The 20168-nt window shown below is 72.4% G+C and carries 17 protein-coding genes; 10 read left to right on the forward strand and 7 right to left on the reverse strand.

Annotated features, from left to right (window positions below; all coding sequences use genetic code 11):
* Positions 1-201: 201 nt before the first annotated feature.
* The 4 genes from VKA29_RS03745 to ybaK all read left to right on the forward strand — a co-directional run bounded on the left by VKA29_RS03745 (position 202) and on the right by ybaK (position 4299).
* Positions 202-1779, forward strand: a complete 1578-nt coding sequence (locus tag VKA29_RS03745) for an oxidoreductase (RefSeq protein ID WP_324783698.1) — start codon at positions 202-204, stop codon at positions 1777-1779.
* A gap of 206 nt (positions 1780-1985) precedes the next feature.
* Positions 1986-3014 carry a hypothetical protein gene (locus VKA29_RS03750; protein ID WP_324783699.1) on the forward strand — a complete coding sequence of 343 codons (1029 nt, stop codon included), beginning with the start codon at positions 1986-1988 and terminating at the stop codon, positions 3012-3014.
* An 11-nt stretch (positions 3015-3025) separates the two neighbouring features.
* Entirely contained in the window at positions 3026-3766 is a 741-nt protein-coding gene (locus VKA29_RS03755; protein WP_324783700.1) for an LON peptidase substrate-binding domain-containing protein, read from the forward strand.
* A 26-nt stretch (positions 3767-3792) separates the two neighbouring features.
* The gene (gene ybaK, locus VKA29_RS03760) at positions 3793-4299 is read left to right on the forward strand and encodes a Cys-tRNA(Pro) deacylase (protein ID WP_324783877.1); all 507 of its coding nucleotides are present in this window, start codon (positions 3793-3795) and stop codon (positions 4297-4299) included.
* 213 nt (positions 4300-4512) lie between these two features.
* On the opposite strand, the gene VKA29_RS03765 is transcribed toward ybaK, so the two are convergent.
* From VKA29_RS03765 to VKA29_RS03780, 4 genes are all read right to left on the reverse strand, one after another.
* Positions 4513-5202 carry an AAA family ATPase gene (locus VKA29_RS03765; RefSeq protein ID WP_324783701.1) on the reverse strand — a complete coding sequence of 230 codons (690 nt, stop codon included), beginning with the start codon at positions 5200-5202 and terminating at the stop codon, positions 4513-4515.
* Between the two features lie 34 nt (positions 5203-5236).
* Positions 5237-6058 carry an ABC transporter permease gene (locus tag VKA29_RS03770; RefSeq protein ID WP_324783702.1) on the reverse strand — a complete coding sequence of 274 codons (822 nt, stop codon included), beginning with the start codon at positions 6056-6058 and terminating at the stop codon, positions 5237-5239.
* 61 nt (positions 6059-6119) lie between these two features.
* Complete coding sequence (locus tag VKA29_RS03775; RefSeq protein WP_324783878.1) at positions 6120-7094, reverse strand: ABC transporter ATP-binding protein; 975 nt, start codon at positions 7092-7094, stop codon at positions 6120-6122.
* A 153-nt stretch (positions 7095-7247) separates the two neighbouring features.
* Entirely contained in the window at positions 7248-8459 is a 1212-nt protein-coding gene (locus VKA29_RS03780; protein ID WP_324783703.1) for an NYN domain-containing protein, read from the reverse strand.
* A 225-nt stretch (positions 8460-8684) separates the two neighbouring features.
* Here VKA29_RS03780 and VKA29_RS03785 point away from each other — a divergent pair, with 225 nt between their 5' ends.
* Positions 8685-8846: a hypothetical protein gene (locus tag VKA29_RS03785; RefSeq protein ID WP_324783704.1), complete on the forward strand. Its 162-nt coding sequence runs from the start codon at positions 8685-8687 to the stop codon at positions 8844-8846.
* A gap of 75 nt (positions 8847-8921) precedes the next feature.
* On the opposite strand, the gene dnaE is transcribed toward VKA29_RS03785, so the two are convergent.
* Positions 8922-12461 (reverse strand): DNA polymerase III subunit alpha, encoded by a 3540-nt coding sequence (gene dnaE / locus VKA29_RS03790; protein WP_324783705.1) that lies wholly within the window; start codon positions 12459-12461, stop codon positions 8922-8924.
* Positions 12462-12665: 204 nt separating this feature from the next.
* Between dnaE and VKA29_RS03795 the strand changes: the two genes are divergently transcribed.
* The 4 genes from VKA29_RS03795 to VKA29_RS03810 all read left to right on the forward strand — a co-directional run bounded on the left by VKA29_RS03795 (position 12666) and on the right by VKA29_RS03810 (position 17508).
* Positions 12666-14015, forward strand: a complete 1350-nt coding sequence (locus VKA29_RS03795) for a DUF2252 domain-containing protein (RefSeq protein ID WP_324783706.1) — start codon at positions 12666-12668, stop codon at positions 14013-14015.
* A 67-nt stretch (positions 14016-14082) separates the two neighbouring features.
* Positions 14083-14826 carry a hypothetical protein gene (locus VKA29_RS03800; RefSeq protein ID WP_324783707.1) on the forward strand — a complete coding sequence of 248 codons (744 nt, stop codon included), beginning with the start codon at positions 14083-14085 and terminating at the stop codon, positions 14824-14826.
* 77 nt (positions 14827-14903) lie between these two features.
* Positions 14904-15746, forward strand: a complete 843-nt coding sequence (locus VKA29_RS03805) for a thioredoxin domain-containing protein (protein ID WP_324783708.1) — start codon at positions 14904-14906, stop codon at positions 15744-15746.
* 91 nt (positions 15747-15837) lie between these two features.
* Positions 15838-17508: an alkaline phosphatase D family protein gene (locus VKA29_RS03810; RefSeq protein ID WP_324783709.1), complete on the forward strand. Its 1671-nt coding sequence runs from the start codon at positions 15838-15840 to the stop codon at positions 17506-17508.
* A 4-nt stretch (positions 17509-17512) separates the two neighbouring features.
* Here VKA29_RS03810 and VKA29_RS03815 read toward each other — a convergent pair whose 3' ends face one another.
* Entirely contained in the window at positions 17513-18154 is a 642-nt protein-coding gene (locus tag VKA29_RS03815) for a dienelactone hydrolase family protein (RefSeq protein WP_324783710.1), read from the reverse strand.
* Positions 18155-18192: 38 nt separating this feature from the next.
* Here VKA29_RS03815 and VKA29_RS03820 point away from each other — a divergent pair, with 38 nt between their 5' ends.
* On the forward strand, positions 18193-19335 hold the full coding sequence (locus VKA29_RS03820) for a mechanosensitive ion channel family protein (protein WP_324783711.1): 1143 nt from the start codon (positions 18193-18195) through the stop codon (positions 19333-19335).
* 73 nt (positions 19336-19408) lie between these two features.
* Here VKA29_RS03820 and VKA29_RS03825 read toward each other — a convergent pair whose 3' ends face one another.
* Positions 19409-20149 (reverse strand): SDR family oxidoreductase, encoded by a 741-nt coding sequence (locus tag VKA29_RS03825; RefSeq protein WP_324783712.1) that lies wholly within the window; start codon positions 20147-20149, stop codon positions 19409-19411.
* Between the last annotated feature and the right edge of the window lie 19 nt (positions 20150-20168).

A 20168-nucleotide genomic window follows, 5' to 3' on the forward strand; every position in this document is an offset into this window, starting at 1 on the left:
GCAGCACGGGGTCAATTCTCGCAGACCCGCGTCGGGCGTCGTCCGCGCGTATCAATGGCTGATACGGACGTTGCTACAGACCGTGACGACTCCCGGCATTCTTCCTCACTTTGAGTGTTCGTCCGGTCGCAGAACGGGCATCACGGAGGCAAGAACAGATGTGCGGTGTCCATGGAGCGGAACGAGGGAGATGCAACGGACGTGACCGAAGGGACCGGTGTGCGCGCCGGGGAATTACCGGGCGATCTGAGTGCCGTGGAGGCCGGCATGTGGCAGGCCTTCCGCAACGGCAGCATGTACGACCTCAGCAGCGGGGACGCGGTGGTCGACGACCCGCACGGCGGGCACCCGTGGGGGCCCGAGCGGACCGTGCGGGCGCGCGTCGTGTGCTGGCTGCTGCTGGACGGCCCGCCCGCGCTGGCCGGCCGGGTGTCCTCGCTGAAGCTGTCCGGTGTGCGGATCAGCGGCACCCTGGACCTCGCCGGCGGCACAGTGGTGCCGTACGTGGAGATGCGCGGCTGCCGTTTCGAGCGGGACGTCCTGCTGCCGGAGGCCCGCTTCACGACCGTACGGCTGATCGACTGCTCCGTGCCCCGCCTGGAGGCCGCCCGGGTGCACACGGAGGGCGACCTGCACCTGCCGAGGTGCCGGTTCCGCGGCGGGGTGCGGCTCACCGACGCCCGGATCGGCACGGACCTGATGCTCAACCAGGCCGTCGTGCACCGCGACCGCAGCGGCCGCTCGATCGCCGGGGACGGGCTGTCGGTGGGCCAGGACCTGCAGGCCGAGCTGCTGGAGTCGCACGGCGAGCTGAGCCTGCGCGGCGCGAAGATCGGCGTCTCGCTGAGCCTGCGCGGCGCCCGGCTGGCCAACCCCGCCGCGCGGCTGGCGCTGAACGCGCCGCAGCTGACCGTGGAGCGCACGCTGTACCTGACCCCGGCGGGCGTCGGCAGCCCGCTGCTGAGCGGTACGACTCCGGAGCGCGGCACCCGGATCCAGCGGTTCGAGTGCCTGGGCGGGGTGCGGCTGGACGACGGGCGGTTCGGGGACGCGGTCGACCTCGAGCGGGCCCGGTTCGTCTTCACCGACGACCAGGAGCTGTCGCTGCGCCGGGTGCAGACGCCCGAGCTGCGCTTCCTCGGGGAGGCACCGGCGCGGGGCAAGGTCGTGCTGTCGGGCGCGCGGGTGGTCAACCTGGTCGACCGGGCGAGCGCGTGGCCGGGCCCGGGCAACCTGCAGATGGGCGGTTTCACGTACGAGGCCCTGGTGCCCAGGGGCCCGTTCCCGCTGGCCGAGCGGCTGGACTGGGTGTCCGCGGCGACCGCCGAGTACAACCCGGAACCCTACGAGCGGCTGGCCTCGGTGCTGCGGGCCGGCGGCGAGGACGAGGACGCCCGCGAGGTGCTGCTGGCCAAGCAGCGCCGGCGCCGCGAGACCCTGCCGCCCGCGGCCAAGCTGTGGGGCTACGCGCAGGACTGGACGGTGGCCTACGGCTACCGCCCCGGCCGGGCCGCGGTGTGGATGGCGGTGCTGTGGGCGGCGGGGTCCCTGGCCTTCGCGCACGCGAGCCATCCGCCGGTCGAGAACGCCGGGTCCCCGGTGTGGAATCCCGCCCTGTTCGCCCTGGACCTGCTGCTGCCGGTCATCGACCTCGGGCAGGTCGGCTCCTGGCAGTTGCACGGCGGCTGGCAGTGGCTGGCGGCGGCGCTGATCCTGCTGGGCTGGGTGCTGGCGACGACGGTGGCGGCGGGCGCGACACGGCTGCTGCGGCGGAGCTGAGGGCACGCCCGGGCAGCGGAGCCGAGGGCGGGCCCGCGCAGGCGGCGAACAGGCGCCGCACAGGTGGCGAACAGGCCCCGCACAGGCGCCGAAAAGGCACCCGACAGCCACCCTTTGCCTTCCCTCTGCCTTCCCTCGGATTTTCCGAGCACGACCTTCGGTGACTTGCCGATGCCCTCTGGCGCCAGGTGACCTGCGGTCCTTCAATGGTCGGCACCATGGCTCCGCTCCCCCCGTTCATCCGCCCGGGCCGGACGCACCGGACCCCCCGCCCCGCCGCCGCGCTGCCGGCCGACGACGAGGTGCTGCTCGACGTGCCGGACGACCGGCTGGCCCCCGCGCTGGTCGCGGCCGCGCGCGGCGAGCACGGGCCCGCCTCCGCGCTGCTCGCCGCGACCCGCGCGAACGCCGAGTGGGAGAGCCGCGACCGGTACACGAGACGGCTCGCGGGCTTCGCGCGCTCCCGCGGCGAGTGGCTGGCGGCCTGGCGCGCCGCCGCCCCGCGGGACCCGGACGCGCTGCTCGTCGAGGCCCAGCTGGCGGTGGACCGCGCCTGGGACTCCCCGGCGCGGGCGGAACTGCTGCGTGAGGTGAGCCCGCTGATCACGGCCGCCGCGCGCGGCGACGACCGCGACCCGGTGCCCTGGCGGATCGCGCTGGACCACGCGCGCGGCGCGCGGGCCGGGCACAAGTACTTCGAGGAGCTGTGGGAGGCCGCGATCCGCCGCGCCCCGCTCCACTACGGCTGCCACGTGGCGGCGCTGTGCTACCTCGCCGACTCCTGGCGCGGCTCCCACCGGGAGTGCTTCGACTTCGCCGACCTGGCCGCCCAGGACGCCCCCGCGGACTCCCTCGTGCAGGCGCTGCCCGCGCGGGCGGCCCTGTCGTACCTGGCCGACGCCGCGGGCGCCGGGGTGGCGCGGGAGCGGCTGGACGCGGCGGCCGACCGCGCGATCGCGCTGTCCGCCCGCTTCCCGGCCGCCGACCCCTGGCCGGCCGAGGTCCGTAACAAACTGATGTACGTCCTGCTCCGGCTGGAGCGCCGGGAGGACGCTCGCGCCCAGCTCGCCCTGATCGGCCCGTATGCCACGTCCTACCCCTGGGACCGGGTCTCGGACGACCCCCTGGCCGCCTTCCTGAGAGCGCGTGACGAGATCCACTCGGCGGGTCCCGCACAGCCCTCCGGGCATCCACTCGGTGGGCGTGCCGGACGCGCATGCCCCCGCGGCCATTAGGCTTCTGCGCCGTGACCACCGTCCGGCTTCCGCTCTTCCCCCTGAACTCGGTGCTGTTCCCGGGGCTGGTGCTGCCTCTCAACGTCTTCGAGGAGCGCTACCGCGCCATGATGCGCGAACTGCTGAAGACGCCCGAGGAGGAACCACGCCGGTTCGCCGTCGTGGCGATCCGCGACGGCCACGAGGTGGCCCTCAGCGCGCCCGGCATGCCGGACCCCACCGCGCTGCCGGAGCGTGGCCCGGCGGCGGGCTTCGGCCCCGACCCGGCGAAGTCGTTCCACCGGATCGGCTGTGTGGCGGACGCGGCGACCGTCCGCGAGCGCGCCGACGGCACCTTCGAGGTGCTGGCGACGGGCACCACCCGGGTGCGCCTGCTGTCCGTCGACGCGTCGGGTCCGTTCCTGACGGCGGAGCTGGAGACGCTCGAGGAGCAGCCGGGCGACGAGGCCGGGGCCCTGGCCGAGGGCGTGCTGCGGGCCTTCCGGCAGTACCAGAAGCGCCTGGCGGGCGCCCGGGAGAGGTCGCTGGCCACGGGTGCGGAGCTGCCGGACGAGCCGTCCGTGGTGTCGTACCTGGTGGCGGCGGCGATGATGCTGGACACGCCGACCAAGCAGCGACTGCTGCAGGCTCCGGACACCGCGTCCCGGCTGCGTGACGAGCTGAAACTGCTTCGCTCCGAGACGGCGATCCTCCGTAGTCTGCCGTCACTGCCGGCGGCGGACCTCACCCGTGGTCCGACCAGCCTCAACTGACGACCCTGAGGACCGTGAAGGCCGGGATGGCGAAGAAGTCGAAGAATCAGCGACAGCAGTCCGGAGGCACGCCCGCGACGGTGGCCCTGACGGCCGCGGGCGTGCCGTACACGGTCCACTCCTACGACCACGACCCCGCCCACCCCTCCTACGGGCAGGAGGCGGCGGAGGCGATGGGCGTGTCGCCGGAGCGGGTGTTCAAGACGCTGGTGGCGGACGTCGACGGCAGGCTGACGGTGGCCGTCGTCCCGGTCGCGGGCCAGCTGGACCTCAAGGCGCTCGCCTCCGCGGTCGGCGGCAAGCGCGCCGCCATGGCGGACCCGGCCCTCGCCGAACGCACCACGGGTTACGTCCGCGGCGGCATCTCCCCGCTGGGCCAGCGCAAGAAGCTGCCCACGGTCCTGGACACCTCGGCGCGCGGCCACGACACGATCTGCGTGTCGGCTGGCCGTCGCGGCCTGGAGATCGAGCTGTCCCCCGCGGACCTGGCCGGGCTCACGGAAGCGGTCGTGGCGCCGATCGGGCGGGCGTGACCCTTCGGCGCGTCCCTCGACACGCGGACGCGCCCCTCGACACGCGCGTCGAAGCACCCCTCGACACGCGCTTCGACGGCTTCGGCGCGGAACAGGTCCCCGGCCGAGGGCCGAGGACCTGCCGAAGGGGTCGTCAAGGGGTCCTGCAAGGGTCGTGACGCCGGTGGCGCCCCGCCGGGGGCCGCTGCGCGCCCGCGGGCGGCCCCACCCGGCTCACGCCGACGGGGCCCCGTAGGGATCCTTCGGGACGGGCCCCTGATCGTACGGTTCGGGGTCCCGCGGCCCGAACAGCGCCGTCAGCCCGAGGTGCACCAGCAGCGCCGCCAGCGACCACGCCAGCAGCGCTCCCTTCGCCCCCAGCTTCAGCGGCGCCGAGAACCTGACCCCGTCGCCCACCTGCTTGGCGTGGGCGATCACGTCCTGGGTGGGCCCGAGCCAGACGCCGAGCCGCCAGGCCAGCAGGGAGCCGAGCAGCCCGCCGACGCCCAGCCCCACGGTCAGCGGCACTCCGCCGCGCCTGCGCGCCAGGAACACCACGGCGGCGCTCACCGCTCCGAACGCCAGCGCGAGCAGGGTGAACGTTCCGTCGACCCCGATCGCCTGCTCCCCCTCGCTGTCGGCGAGGTAGACCACCCAGCTCCTGTCGACGGCGTCCCCGACCAGCGGTACGTGCGGCGCCAGCCACCACCACAGCAGGCCGAGCGGCACCCCGCCGAGCGCCACCGCCACCGCGACGACGGCGGCCTCCCGCACTTCGGTCTTCATTCCGGGGCCGTCCTGTCCGTACGTGCCGTACCCGGCGGCCTCGAACGCCGAAGCCGTGTGTCCGGGAGGCGAGGCCTGCCAGGCGTCCTGCGGGGAGTGTTCATGCGGCGGTGGAGGCGGAGTCAACGGTGCGGTCACCCCGCCATCGTGCCAGGCGCACCGGGACGGCGCGTCACCGGACGGCCGCCCTGCGGTACGCCCAGGTCGCCGCCGTCAGCGACAGGACGCCGACCACCCCGCAGACGGCCAGGTCACCGAGGACGAACGCCCAGTCGGGACGCGTCCCGAAGGTCCGGGCGAGGGCCTCCACCCCGTACGTCGACGGCAGCAGGTCGCGGGCGAGCCGTACCACCTCCGGCATCCGGTCGGCCGGCAGCACCCCGAGCAGGAGCGCCGCGGACATGCCCAACTGGCCGAGCAGCGTCGCCAGCTCCGGCCGCGGCGCGAGCAGCCCCAGCGCGGCGCCCAGCCCGGCCAGCGCCGCCCCGGCCAGCGGGATCACGGCGGCGAGCACCCACAGGTGGGTCAGCGGCAGGCCGAACAGCACGCACCCGAACACGGCGGTCACCACGGTCCCCGGCACGGTGAACGACGCGTACGCCCCCGCCGCCCCCAGCACCACCGACGCCGGCGGCACCGGCAGCGTGGCGTAGTGGTCGAGACCGCCGCCGGCCCGCAGCTGCCCGAAGTACTGCGCGAGCAGGTTCAGCGCGACGAACGCCACGACGAGCACCGACGACCCGGCCACCACCGACCTGGCCTCACCGCCGCCGCTCACCACCCCGCGCATCAGGACCATGATCCCGACCGACTGGAAGGTGGCCACGAACAGCAGCGGGATCCGCGCGACCCGCGCCCGCGACAGCTGCGCGCGGTACACGGCCACGAGGGACGGCCACAGCCGCGCCCGCGGTCCCAGCTCGGCCGCGGCGCGGGCGGACTCCGGCTCGCCCACGGCCGCGCCCGGCGCGACATCGGCGGGTACGACACTCACGTCGTGCTGCTCCTCTTCGCTCCGTCGGCCCTGTTGCGTACGGATGCGGCGGCCCGTGCGCTCATGCCTTCACCAGTCCCTGCCGCGCGGCGCCGCCCAGCGCCAGGTACACGTCCTCCAGGCTCGGGGTGGCCAGCGTGAAGTCGTCCAGCGCGGCGAAGGCGGCCCCGCCGGTGACGGTGGCGACGGCCGCGCGGGCCTCCTCGGGCGCGAGCCGCAGGGTCCAGCGACGGCCGGACTCGGTGGCCCGCTCCCTGAGCGCGGCGACCTCGGGCACGTGCAGCGGGGCCTTCGCGCGCCACACCAGGTCGACGCGGACCTCCCCGGCGACCCCCTCCTTGAGCCCGCCGGGGGTGTCGCAGGCGATCACGCGTCCCCGATCGAGGACGGCGACCCGGTCGAGAACGGTCTCGGCCTCGATGACGTTGTGGGTGACGAGCAGCACGGTCGCCCCCTGCTCGGCCCGCCGCCGGTCCACGGCGGCCCATACGGCACGCCGCGCCACCGGGTCCATCCCGGTGGTCGGCTCGTCCAGCACGAGCAGCGACCGCCGGCCGACCAGCGCGGTGGCGAAGCAGGCCAGCCGCCGCTGTCCGCCGGAGAGCTTCTTCAGCGGCCGCCCGGCGATGGGCGCGAGGCCCAGCTCGTCGAGGACGTCGTCCCGCTCGGCCCGCGCCTGCCGCGCCGGGAGCCCGCGCAGTCGCCCGGTGGTCTCGGCGGCCAGCGCCACGGTCAGCTCGTCGAGGGCGGTCGACTCCTGCCCGAGGTAGGCGAGGATGCGCGCCGCCCGCTCCGGGTGCCGCACGATGTCGTGGCCGAGGATCTCGACGCTCCCCGCGTCGGGACGCATCAGCCCGGTCAGCTGCCGCACCAGGGTGGACTTGCCGGCGCCGTTCGGCCCGAGGAGCCCGAAGATCTCACCACGCCGGACGTCCAGCCGCACGTCGTCGACGGCCCGCACCGCGGGCGTTCCGGGAGCGCCCCGCCGTCCGCGCACCGCAGGGTAGGTCTTGGTCAGCCCGCGCACCGCGCACACGACATCGCCGCCGTGCCGAAGTGCCTGTGCCGCGCGCGTACTCACAGAGCGAGGGTACGTGGTCCGCGCGCCGCGCCAGGTCTCGGGTCGGTCGACAACAGCGAATGCGCCGGTAAAGAACTGCCGGTGGAGGGGGTGAGGGGTGGTGGAGGACTACTCGGCCGCCGGCGCGCGCTCGGTGCCCGTCCGGGCGTCGAGTTCCCGCCAGAAGCCGGCCCGGATGGCGTAACGGTCGTGCTCGTCGATCTGGTCGTCCTTGTGGGCGAGCAGTCCGAACCGCGCCGCGTACCGCAGCAGCTCCCCGTCGATCCGGTGCGGGATGCGCGGGTACATGCCGGACAGCCGCTGCAGATGGCTCTGGTCCCCCAGCCGCCCGATCCACCGCCGGGCGAACACCTGTCCGACCTCGTAGGGATCGCCGCCGACCGTGGTGATGTCCTCCTCCCGGTCGGCCCACCGCTGCTCCGCGGTGGTCAGCTGCGCCAGCGTCGGCATGGAGGCGGCCTCGGGCGGCTCGACGGCCGGCCGGTCGACCCATCCCCTGTCGGAGGACCAGCGCAGCGTGGCGCTCGCGGGCTGCGGGGCGGGCTGGACGCCCGGGGCGCGCATCGCCGCCAGGTCCTTGGGGGTCGGCACGCCCTTGGGCGCGGACGCCCGCTCCTGCGTGCCGTTCCGGGAGCCGGCGGCAGCCGGGGGGTGCTCGCCCGTCTCGGCGGGCCGCTCGGTGGCCGCGAGCGCGGACTCCGGCAGCGGCGCGGACAGGATCGCGGCGATCTCCGGCCGCGGTGCGGGCGGCGGCGCGCAGACCCCGCCGACCTCCTTGGCCCGTACGGCCTTGGTGATCCAGGCACGGTCCAGGACGCGCCGCTCGTCGGCCTCGGCGACCAGGTCCTCGGACTGGTTGTAGTCGCCGTCGGCGGCCTGCACGGCCCACAGGTGCACGGCGACCCCGTGCTCCTTGGCCGCCATCATGCCCGGCAGCAGATCGCCGTCGCCGGTGACGAGGACGATGTCGGAGCAGGCGCGGTTGCGGGCCAGCTCGGTCAGTTCGGCGTGCATGGCGGCGTCGACGCCCTTCTGGGCCCAGCGTCCGTCGCTGCGGGTCAGCGCGCCGAGCCGGACGGTGACCCGGGGCATCACGCGCAGTCTGCGGTGCTCGGGCTGCGGGACGCGGTCGGGGGCGCCGTCGAACCAGTAGATGCGCAGCAGCGGCCGTTCCGTCTCGGACTCGGCTCGCTCGCGCAGCCCCTGGATGAGAGCGGTGTGGTCGACGGTGATCCGCGACCGGGAGGGCTCCCCGGCGAGGAGACTGGCGGCGGCCCCCAGCAGATACCCGGCGTCCACCAGGACGATGCAGCGGTCCACGCGATCCACCCTCTTTCCGGGAGGTTTGCTTCGGGCTTGCTTCGAGTCTGCCCGACAGCACGGGGGTAAACGGCCGGAACTCGATCTTCGGCGTGGCGTTTCGGAGCCGCGCGCTCCCATGACCCCTGTCACGCACGGTAATTGTCCGACATGCGCGCCTTGTGAGCCTATGTGAATCTGATCCCGTCCCTGGCCCCCAGATGCCCCACAAGGAGGCAGATTTCCATGGCCAAGAACAAGAACCGCAAGCAGGGCGGCAACCAGATGCGCAGCCGGCGGCCGGCTCCCGAGCACGCCGAGCAGCAGACCGCGGTGGCCACCGAGGCGTCCAGCCCCGCCGACGTCGTCGAGCACGGCCGCAAGCCGAAGAAGCTCGGCCACAACTGACCGGGGCCGCGCCCGCCCGGGCACGGACGCGAGGGGCGCACCCGCACCGGGTGCGCCCCCGCGCGCTTTCGACGCTCAGCCCGCCAGGCAGGACGGCCCGAGCAGCACCTTCAGATCGCCGAACAGCGCCGGGTCCGGCTTCACCCGGTGCCGGTCCAGACGCAGGACCGTCGTCCTGGTCGGGCCCTGGAGCTTGATGCGGACCTCGCTGTCGCCCCTGTGGTGGCTGAGGATCTCGCCGAGGCGGCTGACCATCGGCGGGGTCACCTTCACCGCCGGGATGGTGAGCACCACGGGCGCGTTGGTGCCCGCGGTCGACAGGTCGGGGACCTGCAGCTCCATCGCGACGAGCCGGGGCACGTCCTCGCGCTTGTCGAGGCGGCCCTTGACGAACACGACCGCGTCCTCGACGAGTTGCGTGGACACCAGCTGGTAGGTGGCCGGGAAGAACATGCACTCGATGGAGCCGGCGAGGTCCTCGACCGTGGCGATCGCCCAGGCGTTGCCCTGCTTGGTCATCTTGCGCTGCAGGCCCGAGATGATGCCGCCGATCGTCACGACCGCGCCGTCGGCGTGCTCGCCGCCGGTGAGCTGGGCGATGCCCGCGTCCGCCTTGTCCGAGAGCACGTGCTCCAGGCCGAAGAGCGGATGGTCGGAGACGTAGAGACCGAGCATCTCCCGCTCCTGGGCGAGCAGGTACGTCTTGTCCCACTCGTCGGTGGAGAACTCCACGTCCAGCCCGAAGCCGGGCTCGTCGTTCTGCTCCTCGCCCATGCCGCCGAAGAGGTCGAACTGGCCCTCGGCCTCCTTGCGCTTGACCGCGACCACGTTGTCGATCATCGGCTCGTACTGCGCCGTCAGCCCCTTGCGGGTGTGGCCCAGGGAGTCGAAGGCGCCGGCCTTGATCAGCGATTCCGTGGTGCGCTTGTTGCAGACGACCGCCTCGACCTTGTCGAGGTAGTCGGGGAAGGAGGCGTACTTGCCCTTGGCCTTGCGACACTTGATGATCGACTCGACGACGTTGGTGCCGACGTTGCGGACGGCGGAGAGGCCGAAGAGGATCACGTCGTCGCCCTGGGCGGCGAAGTTGGCCTCGGACTCGTTGACGTTCGGCGGGAGCACCCGGATGCCCATGCGGCGGCACTCGTTGAGGTAGACCGCCGACTTGTCCTTGTCGTCCTTCACGGAGGTCAGCAGGGCCGCCATGTACTCGGCGGGGTGGTTCGCCTTGAGGTAGGCGGTCCAGTACGACACCAGGCCGTACGCGGCCGAGTGGGCCTTGTTGAACGCGTAGCCGGCGAAGGGGACCAGCACGTCCCACAGCGCCTGGATGGCCTCGTCGCTGTAGCCGTTCTTGCGGGCGCCGGCCTGGAAGATGGTGAAGTTCTTGGCCAGTTCGTCGGGCTTCTTCTTGCCCATCACCCGGCGGAGGATGTCGGCCTCGCCGAGCGAGTAGCCGGCGATGATCTGGGCGGCCTTCTGCACCTGCTCCTGGTAGACGATCAGGCCGTAGGTGACGGCCAGGACCTCTTCGAGGGGCGCCTCCAGCTCGGGGTGGATCGGCGTGATCTCCTGCTGCTTGTTCTTGCGCAGCGCGTAGTTCGTGTGGGAGTTCATGCCCATCGGGCCCGGCCGGTACAGGGCCGAGACGGCGGAGATGTCTTCGAAGTTGTCCGGCTTCATCAGGCGCAGCAGCGAGCGCATGGGGCCGCCGTCGAACTGGAAGACGCCGAGCGTGTCGCCGCGCTGGAGCAGGTCGAAGGTCGTGGGGTCGTCCAGCGGGAGCGACAGCAGATCGATGTCGATGCCCTTGTTGGACTTCACCATCTTGACGGCGTCGTCCATGATCGTCAGGTTGCGCAGGCCGAGGAAGTCCATCTTCAGCAGGCCGAGCGACTCACAGCTCGGGTAGTCCCACTGGGTGATGGTGACGCCGTCGGTGTGCCTGACCCAGACGGGCACGTGCTCGGTGATGGTCTCGCTGGACATGATCACGCCGGCGGCGTGCACGCCCATCTGCCGCACCAGGCCCTCGACGCCCTTGGCGGTGTCGATGACCTTCTTCACGTCCGGCTCGTTCTCGTACATCGCCCGCACCTCGCCCGCCTCGGAGTAGCGGGGGTGGGCGGGGTCGGTGATGCCGGACAGCGGGATGCCCTTGCCGAGGACGTCGGCGGGCATGGCCTTGGTGATGCGGTCGCCCATCGCGTACGGGTAGCCCAGCACGCGCGCGGAGTCCTTGATGGCGTTCTTGGCCTTGATGGTGCCGTAGGTGCCGATCATGGCGACCTTGTCGGCGCCGTACTTCTCCGTCACGTACCTGATCACCTCGACGCGCCTGCGCTCGTCGAAGTCGATGTCGACGTCGGGCATGGAGATGCGCTCGGGGTTGAGGAACCGCTCGAAGATCAGACCGTGCGGGATCGGGTCGAGGTCGGTGATGCCCATGGCGTAGGCGACGATCGAGCCGGCCGCGGACCCTCGGCCGGGGCCGACCGCGATGCCGTTGTTCTTGGCCCACATGATGAAGTCGGCGACGACGAGGAAGTAGCCGGGGAAGCCCATCGAGATGATGACGTCCATCTCGTAGTCGGCCTGCCGCTGGCGGTCCTCGGGGATGCCGCCCGGGTAGCGGCGCTCCATGCCGCGGCGGACCTCCTCCTTGAACCAGGTGACCTCGGTGTAGCCCTCGGGGATGTCGAACTTGGGCATGAGGTCGCGCTTCTCGAACATGCCGGTGGTGTCGACCTGTTCGGCCACCAGCAGGGTGTTGCGGCAGCCCTCCTGCCAGGCGTCCGAGGAGTCGATGGCGTACATCTCGTCGGTGGACTTCAGGTAGTAGCCGGTGCCGTCGAACTTGAAGCGGTCGGGGTCGGAGAGGTTCTTGCCGGTCTGGATGCACAGCAGGGCGTCGTGGGCGCCGGCCTCGTGCGCGTACGTGTAGTGCGAGTCGTTGGTGACCAGCGGCGGGATGCCGAGCTTCTTGCCGATGTCGAGGAGGCCGTCGCGGACCCGGCGCTCGATCTCGATGCCGTGGTCCATCAGCTCCAGGAAGTAGCGGTCCTTGCCGAAGATGTCCTGGTAGTCGGCGGCCGCCTTCAGCGCCTCGTCGTACTGGCCCAGGCGCAGCCGGGTCTGCAGTTCGCCGGAGGGGCAGCCGGTGGAGGCGACGATGCCCTCGGACCACTGGGCGATGGTCTCCTTGTCCATCCGGGGCCACTTCTGCAGCCAGCCCTCGGCGTACGCGTCCGAGGAGAGCCGGAAGATGTTGTGCAGGCCGGTGCTGTTCACCGCCCACATCGTCTTGTGGGTGTAACCGCCGGAACCGGACACGTCGTCCCGCTTCTGGTGCGGCTGGCCCCACTGGATCTTGCGCTTGTTGCGCCGGGACTCGGGGGCGACGTACGCCTCGATCCCGATGATCGGGGTGATCCCGGCCTTCTTCGCGGAGTGGTAGAAGTCGTACGCCCCGTGGAGGTTGCCGTGGTCGGACATGGCGATGTGCGTCATGCCCATCTCGTTGCAGGCGTTGAACATGTCCTTCAGCCGCGCGGCACCGTCCAGCAGCGAGTACTGGGTGTGGACGTGCAGGTGCGTGAACGGCGGCTTCGACACGGTTCGGCCTCCAAGGGAAACGCGGGACAACGGGCTGGCGGACAGTCCTGGGGTCAGCGTCGAAGTCTATGCCTCGGCACTGACACGCGCGGGGCTCCGCCGCGTACCTTCATGCGTGGGTCACGGGCACTCCCGCGTACCTTCGCCCGTTGGACGTGACGACTCTCTCGTCACTCATTGTCATGCACCAGGAGGCACCCAGCGATGTCGGTTCCCCAGCTCAGCGACGAGCAGCGCGGCGAGGAGATCCTCGCCGTCTTCGACACCGCCTTCGGCGAGCTCCTGGCCGCCGATCCCGCCGCGTTCCGTGTGAAGTTCCGGAAGATGGCGTCCTCGGCCTTCGCGTTCTACCGGGGGACGGCCTGCCTCTTCTACCACGACCTGGACGCGGAGCGGGCCGGGCGCGGCGACGGGCGGACCTTCAGCGGTCCGTACCTGGACGAGCGCACCTCGCGGGTGTGGATCCACGGCGACCTGCACGCGGAGAACTTCGGCACCTACCTGGACGCCAACGGCCGCCTGATCTTCAACGTCAACGACTTCGACGAGGCGTACGTCGGCCCCTTCACCTGGGACCTGAAGCGCTTCGCCGCCTCGATCGCGCTGATCGGCTACGCGAAGGCGCTCAGCGACGGCCAGATCGGCGAGCTGGTGGGGATCTACGCGGCCGCGTACCGCGAGCGCGTGCACGCCCTGGCCACCGGCGCCAAGAGCGACGAGGTGCCGCCCTTCACCCTGGACACCGCGCAGGGGCCGCTGCTGGACGCGCTGCGCGACGCCCGCTCCCTGACCCGCTTCGGGCTGCTGGAGTCGATGACGGAGATCCGCGACTTCGAGCGCCGCTTCGCGCCGGGCGGCGGCTCCATCGAGCTGGACGCCGCCACCCGCTACAAGGTGCTGGCGGCGTTCGACGGCTACCTGGAGACGCTGCCGGAGGCGTCGCTGGCCCGCCCGGACTCCTACCGCGTCAAGGATGTCGTCGGCCGCCGCGGCATCGGCATCGGGTCGGCCGGGCTGCCGTCGTACAACATCCTGCTGGAGGGGCACACCGACGCCCTGGAGAACGACGTCGTGATCTACATCAAGCAGGCCCAGACCCCGGCGGTCTCCCGCCACGTCACCGACCCGGCGATCCGCGACTACTTCCAGCACGAGGGCCACCGCACGGTGATCTCCCAGCGCGCCCTGCAGCAGCACGCCGACCCCTGGCTGGGCTGGACCGAGCTGGACGGGGCGGGCCAGCTGGTCGCCGAGGTCTCGCCGTACGCCGTGGACCTGGACTGGGGCGACATCGACGACCCGGAGGAGATCGCCCAGGTGGTGGCCGACCTCGGCCGGGCCACGGCGACCATGCACTCCGCGGCGGACGACACCTCCGGCGAGTCGCTGGTGCCGTTCTCCACCGAGCGGGCGATCGACGCGGCGATCGCCGCCGACGAGGACGGCTTCGCGGGCCTGCTGGTGGACTTCGCGCACGACTACGGCGCACGCGCGCGTGCCGACCACCAGATCTTCGTGGACCTGTTCCGCAACGGCCGGATCCCGGGTCTGTGACAGGTCGTGCCTCACAGGGACCCTTTAGGGGTCCCTTACGGCACGGCGTGACAGACTCTCCTGCGCTATGGACATATCCGGGACCCCGTTGAGAGCCGTGCGCGCGGCCGTGTTCACGGCGCTCGTCGTGACGCTCAGCACCACGTCGCACGTGCTGCTGTCACGGGTCCCGCTGCCGCTGAACACGGTGGCCGCGGTCGCCGCCGCCGTGTTCACGGCCGCCTACGCGCTGGCCGGCCGCGAACGCGGCTTCGGGCGCATCGCCGCCGCGCTGGTCCCGCTGGAGCTGGCCGCCGACACGGTCTTCACCACCGGCCAGCACCTCTGCTACGGCCGCGCGGGCGGCCCGGTCGCGGGCCCGCTGCGCTCCGTCGGCTTCGACGTGCTGTGCGGCAACCGCACCGAGGTCGGCAGCCCGCTGGCCGAGATCACCAGCGGTGCGAAGCACCTCCCCGAGGGGTGGCGGCCGGGTGACGGGTGGGCTGACACCGGCGCCGACCGGCTCGCCGTGCTGCTCGCCCACGCCGACCCGGCGACCGCCTGGCTGCTGCTCGGCGCGCACGTCGGCGTCGGGCTGCTCGCCGCCGCCTGGCTGCGCCGCGGTGAGCGGGCGCTGGCCCAGTCGCTGCGGGCGGTCGCCGCGACCACGTTCCGGCCGCTGCTGCTCGCGGTGGCCGCGGTGGCCGTCCGGCCCGCCGAGGCGCAGGGGCGCCTGCGGCGTCCCGTCCGCCGGTCCGCCGTCGTCCGCGACCGGCTTCTCGTGCACTCCCTGGGGCGGCGTGGGCCGCCGTGCTCGGCCGCGTTCGCCTGAACCACAGCTGAGTACCAGCAGACCCCCACACGTATCCCGCGCACGACACATGCGCGTCCCACATGGAGATCACCGATATGAGCAAGCGGAACAACCAGGCGGCCAAGACGGCGGCCCGTGAGCGGCTGCGTCAGGAGCGCGAGCGCCAGGCCAAGCGGGCCAAGGTCAAGCGGCAGGTCATCGTGGCCTGTTCGGTCGTCGCCGTGCTGGCCGCGGCCGGCGGCATAGGCTACGCCGTCGTCCAGGCGAACAAGCCCGGCCACTGGGAGGCCGTGAAGGACGAGAAGGTCGTCGCGCCGGCCAACACCACGGGCAAGAACGGCACGACGGTCGTCATCGGCAAGGCGAGCGCCGAGAAGACGCTGAAGGTCTACGAGGACCCCCGCTGCCCGATCTGCGCCCAGTTCGAGGAAGCAGTCGGCCCGACCGTGAAGAAGGACCTCGACAGCGGCAAGTACAAGCTCCAGTTCGTCGGCGGCACCTTCCTCGACGGCGACTCCCTCGGCAAGGGCCAGATCGGCTCGCGCGGCGAGGGCTCCAAGAACGCGATGAGCGCCATGGGCGCCGCGCTGAACGTCAGCGACGAGGCGTTCCTGGAGTACAAGACCGCGCTCTACTCCAAGAAGTGGCACCCCGAGGAGTCGGACGACAAGTTCAAGAGCGACGACTACCTGATCAAGGTCGCCCAGACCGTTCCGGCCCTGAAGGACAACGCCGGCTTCCGGAACGCGGTGAAGAAGGGCACCTACGACGCCTGGGCGCTCGCCATGTCGAAGACCTTCGACACCAACAAGGACGGCGTCACCGGCACCCCGAGCCTCGTCATGAACGGCAAGGTGCTCACCGCCGACAGCAACGGCAACCCGCCCATGACGGCGGACCAGTTCAACCAGGTGGTCGGGGCGGCCCTCAAGGGCTGACGGACCGTCCGAGGCGACTTCCGGCGGAAGAGCGGGCGAACTTTCCGAGTTCGCCCGCTCCCGCGCATACCGATCAGTAACCTGATCGGTCGTGACCAGTCGATACAGAGCATCCGCGCCCGCCGAGAGCGTCAACTCGCTTTCGCCGCGCCGCCGTACGATCGTCAAGGCCGCCGCGGCCACCGCCGTCCTGGCCGGTCCGCTGACCGCCGCGCTGCCCGCCCGCGCGGCCGCCGGCACCCCCGCTTTCCTGCACGGCGTCGCCTCCGGCGACCCGCTGCCCGACGGGGTCCTGCTGTGGACCCGGGTGACCCCCACCGCCGAGGCCGTGCCCGGCTCCGGGCTCGGCCCGGACACCGAGGTCGGCTGGGTCGTCGCCCGGGACAAGGCGTTCACGGACGTCGTCGCCGAGGGGGCCGTCACCGCGACCGCGGCCTCCGACCACACCGTCAAGGCCGACGTCCGCGGCCTGGAGCCGGCCACCGACTACTGGTTCCGCTTCTCCGCGGGCGGCACCGACTCCCCGCCGGCGCGCACCCGCACCGCGCCGGCCGCGGACGCGGCGGTCTCCGGCCTGCGCTTCGGCGTGGTCTCCTGCGCCAACTGGGAGGCCGGCCACTTCTCGGCGTACCGCCATCTCGCGGCCCGCGGCGACCTGGACGCCTGGCTGCACCTCGGGGACTACATCTACGAGTACGGCACCGGCGACTACGGCACCCGCGGGACCGTCGTACGGCCGCACGCGCCCGCCCACGAGATCCTCACGCTCGCCGACTACCGCACCCGCCACGGCAGGTACAAGACCGACCCCGATCTGCAGGCGCTGCACCACAAGGCGCCGGTGATCGCGATCTGGGACGACCACGAGTTCGCCAACGACGCCTGGTCGGGCGGCGCCGAGAACCACACCGAGGGCGCCGAGGGCACCTGGTCGGCCCGTCAGGCGGCCGCCAGACAGGCCTACTTCGAGTGGATGCCGGTGCGCCCGGCGACCGCCGGCACCACCTACCGCCGGCTGCGCTTCGGCAAGCTCGCCGACCTGTCCCTGCTCGACCTGCGCTCTTTCCGCTCGCAGCAGGTCAAGGTCGGCAACGGCTCGGTGGACGACCCGGACCGCACGATCACCGGGCGCGCCCAGCTCGACTGGCTGAAGGCGGGGCTGAAGACGTCCGACACCACCTGGCGGCTGGTCGGCAACTCGGTGATGATCTCGCCGTTCGCCGTCGGCTCCCTCTCCGCCGACCTGCTGAAGCCGCTCGCCGAGCTGCTCGGGCTGCCGAAGGAGGGGCTCGCCCTCAACACCGACCAGTGGGACGGCTACACCGACGACCGGCGGGAACTGCTGGCCCACCTGCGGTCCAACGCCATCCGCAACACCGTCTTCCTCACCGGCGACATCCACATGGCGTGGGCCAACGACGTGCCCGTGGACGCCGGCACCTACCCGCTGTCCGCCTCGGCCGCCACCGAGTTCGTGGTCACCTCGGTGACCTCCGACAACCTCGACGACATCGTGAAGGTCCCCGAGGGCACGGTCTCCGCGATCGCCGCGCCGGTCATCAAGGCCGCCAACCGGCACGTCCACTGGGTCGACACCGACCGCCACGGCTACGGCGTCCTGGACGTCACGGCCGAGCGCGCGCAGATGGACTACTACGTCCTGTCCGACCGCACGTCCGCGAACGCGACCTCGTCGTGGGCCCGCTCCTACCGCACCCGCAGCGGCACGCAGAAGGTGGAACGGACCTACGACCCGGTGTAGCGGATCACCGGAGCGAGTCCAGGAAGCCGAGCGCCGTCCGCCAGGTGGCCTCGGCCGCCTCCTCGTCGTAGTCCGGCAGGCCGGGGTCGGTGTACAGGTGACCGGCCCCGGCGTACCGGTACACCTCGACGTCGGCGCCCGCTCTGCCCATCTGCAGGTACCAGGCGCTCAGCCAGTCGTCGGGCTCGAACGCGTCCGGCTCGGCCACGTGCAGCTGGACCGGCAGGCCGTCCGCGGAGGCGTTCGGCGCGATGTCGGAGGTGCCGTGCAGGAGCAGCAGCCCGCGCGCCTTCTCGTCGCCGAGCGCCAGGGTCTGGGCAACGGCCGCGCCCAGGGAGAACCCGGCGTACACCAGTCCCCGTTCCGAGTAGGGGGCGGCGGCCAGTACGGCCCGTTTCAGCAGCTCGTCCTGGCCGATCTCGTCCTTGCAGGCCCTGCCCTCCTCGACGGTGTCGAACGTGCGCCCCTCGAAGAGGTCCGGGATCCACACCTCGTGTCCGGCCTCGCGCAGTCTGTCGGCGGCCTGACGCACCGCGGGCCGGAGGCCGTAGGTGGAGTGAAAGAGCATGAGGTTCATGGGGCCATGGTGCCAGCGGGGTCCGACAACGCGTGCTCGCGGCCGTACCCAGGAACGCGTGAAAGTCACATGTTCGTGCCCGCCCGGTGCCGGTTAGGTTCGACGGCATGGAGAACGTACTGCGTCCGCTGATCGTGCTCGGCGGCTCGGTCGTGCTGACCCTGGCCGTCGGCTGGGTCACCGACCAGTTGCTGCGCAAGGCCGACGGCCGGCACCACGAGACCCCGCTGTGGGGTCTGCTGCGCCGTGCCCGCGTGCCCTACCAGCTGGTCCTGTGCACGGCCCTGCTCAGAGGCTCCTACGACCAGGCGGACCTGCTGCCGCAGCACCGGGTCGGCGTCGGCCGGACCCTGACCCTGGTGCTGATCGGGTCGGCGGCCTGGCTGGTGATACGGATCGCGGCGGCGGTCGTCGAGACGTCGTACAGCCGTTACGCCCGCGTCCACCGCGACCCGGCGCGGGTCCGGCGGGTCCGCACCCAGGTCGAGCTGATCATGCGGGTGGTCTCCGCGATCGTGGGCGTGGTGGCGATGGCCGCGATGCTGCTGACGTTCCCGGCGATGCGGGCGGCCGGCGCCTCGCTGCTGGCCTCGGCCGGCATCCTCGGCATCGTCGCCGGTGTCGCCGCGCAGTCCACGCTGAGCAACATGTTCGCCGGGCTGCAGATCGCCTTCGGCGACATGGTGCGCCTCGGCGACACGGTCGTGGTGGACGGCGAGTGGGGCACGGTCGAGGAGATCACGCTGACGTTCCTGACGGTGCGGACCTGGGACGAGCGCCGGATCACCATGCCGGTGTCGTACTTCACCTCCAAGCCGTTCGAGAACTGGTCGCGCGGCAGCACCCAGATGACGGGCATCGTCTACTGGCACCTCGACCACTCGGCTCCGGTGGAGGCGATGCGCGAGCAGCTCCGCGACATCCTGCGCTCCTGCCCCGCCTGGGACGGCCGCGACTACGGCGTGGCCGTCACGGACTCCACCCCGAGCACCATCCAGGTGCGGGCGCTGGTGACGGCCAAGGACGCGGACGACATCTGGACGGTGCGGGTGACGGTCCGGGAGCGGATGATCCGCTGGCTGAGCGAGCACCATCCGCACGCGCTGCCCCGCGTCAACACGGCCGACGCGGTGCTGCCGCCGCCCCGGACGTCCGCGGACGGGATCCTGCGGGCGGCCCGGGACGGCGCGGCGCGGAACGGCGCGGCCGTGCGCCGCGCCCAGGAGACACCGCGGACGGGCCGGGGCTGAGCGGGCCGGGCTTGAGCGGGCCGGGGTTTGAGCGGGCCGGGGCTGAGCGGGCCGGGCTTGAGCGGGCGCGGGCTCAGTGCCCGCGCTCGGCGCCGCCGTTGACCTGGACGATCTGCGAGGTGATGTGCCCGGCGCCCGGGGAGGCGAGCCAGTGCAGGGTCGCGGCGACGTCTCCGGGGGTGCCGACGCGCTTGTCCAGGGTTTCGCCGGCCAGCCGTTCGCGGCGGGCCGGGTCGATGCGCGGGCCGAAGAACCCGGTGCCCTCGATGTAGCCGGGCGCGACCACGTTCACGGTGATCCCGCGCGGCCCCAGCGCGCGGGCCAGGGCGTGGGCGTAGGGGTGCAGCGCGGCCTTGGCCCCGCCGTACGCCACGCTGCCGGAGCCCCGGTAGGCGGCGATGGAGCTGATGAACAGCACGCGCCCGCCCGGCGAGGCCAGCCGGTCCTTCAGCCCCTCGGTGAGCAGCGCCGCGGTCAGGGTGTTGAGCCGGAAGTTGACGGTCCATTCGTGCGCGACGCGGTCCAGCGGGTCGTCACCGCCGGCCGGCTCCTCGAGCTGCCCGTTGCCCCCGGCCGCGTGCACCAGCACGTCGACGGCGCCGAACTCCCGCTCCACGTGGGCGGCGAGTCCGCGCACCGCGCCCGGATCACTGAGATCGGCGGCGTACCTGGACGCGCCGGGCACGTCGGCCCGTTCCAGCACGTCGCCGCGCCGCCCGACCAGCAGCACCCGGTCCCCGTCCTCGGCGAAGACGCGGGCCGCGGCGAGCCCGATCCCCGTACCGCCACCACTGATCACCACGTTGCGAGCCATGGACCGACCCTACAAACGG

Origin of the sequence: Streptomyces sp. H51 (genome assembly GCF_035656535.1) — a bacterium.
Taxonomy (GTDB): Bacteria; Actinomycetota; Actinomycetes; order Streptomycetales; family Streptomycetaceae; genus Streptomyces.

Excerpts from the sequence above, each read along its gene's own strand:
- VKA29_RS03750 (WP_324783699.1), top strand. The coding sequence starts at position 1,986 with ATGGTCGGCACCATGGCTCCGCTCCCCCCGTTCATCCGCCCGGGCCGG.
- ybaK (WP_324783877.1), top strand. The coding sequence starts at position 3,793 with ATGGCGAAGAAGTCGAAGAATCAGCGACAGCAGTCCGGAGGCACGCCC.
- VKA29_RS03785 (WP_324783704.1), top strand. The coding sequence starts at position 8,685 with ATGGCCAAGAACAAGAACCGCAAGCAGGGCGGCAACCAGATGCGCAGC.
- VKA29_RS03795 (WP_324783706.1), top strand. The coding sequence starts at position 12,666 with ATGTCGGTTCCCCAGCTCAGCGACGAGCAGCGCGGCGAGGAGATCCTC.
- VKA29_RS03800 (WP_324783707.1), top strand. The coding sequence starts at position 14,083 with ATGGACATATCCGGGACCCCGTTGAGAGCCGTGCGCGCGGCCGTGTTC.
- VKA29_RS03805 (WP_324783708.1), top strand. The coding sequence starts at position 14,904 with ATGAGCAAGCGGAACAACCAGGCGGCCAAGACGGCGGCCCGTGAGCGG.
- VKA29_RS03820 (WP_324783711.1), top strand. The coding sequence starts at position 18,193 with ATGGAGAACGTACTGCGTCCGCTGATCGTGCTCGGCGGCTCGGTCGTG.
- VKA29_RS03825 (WP_324783712.1), bottom strand. The coding sequence starts at position 20,149 with ATGGCTCGCAACGTGGTGATCAGTGGTGGCGGTACGGGGATCGGGCTC.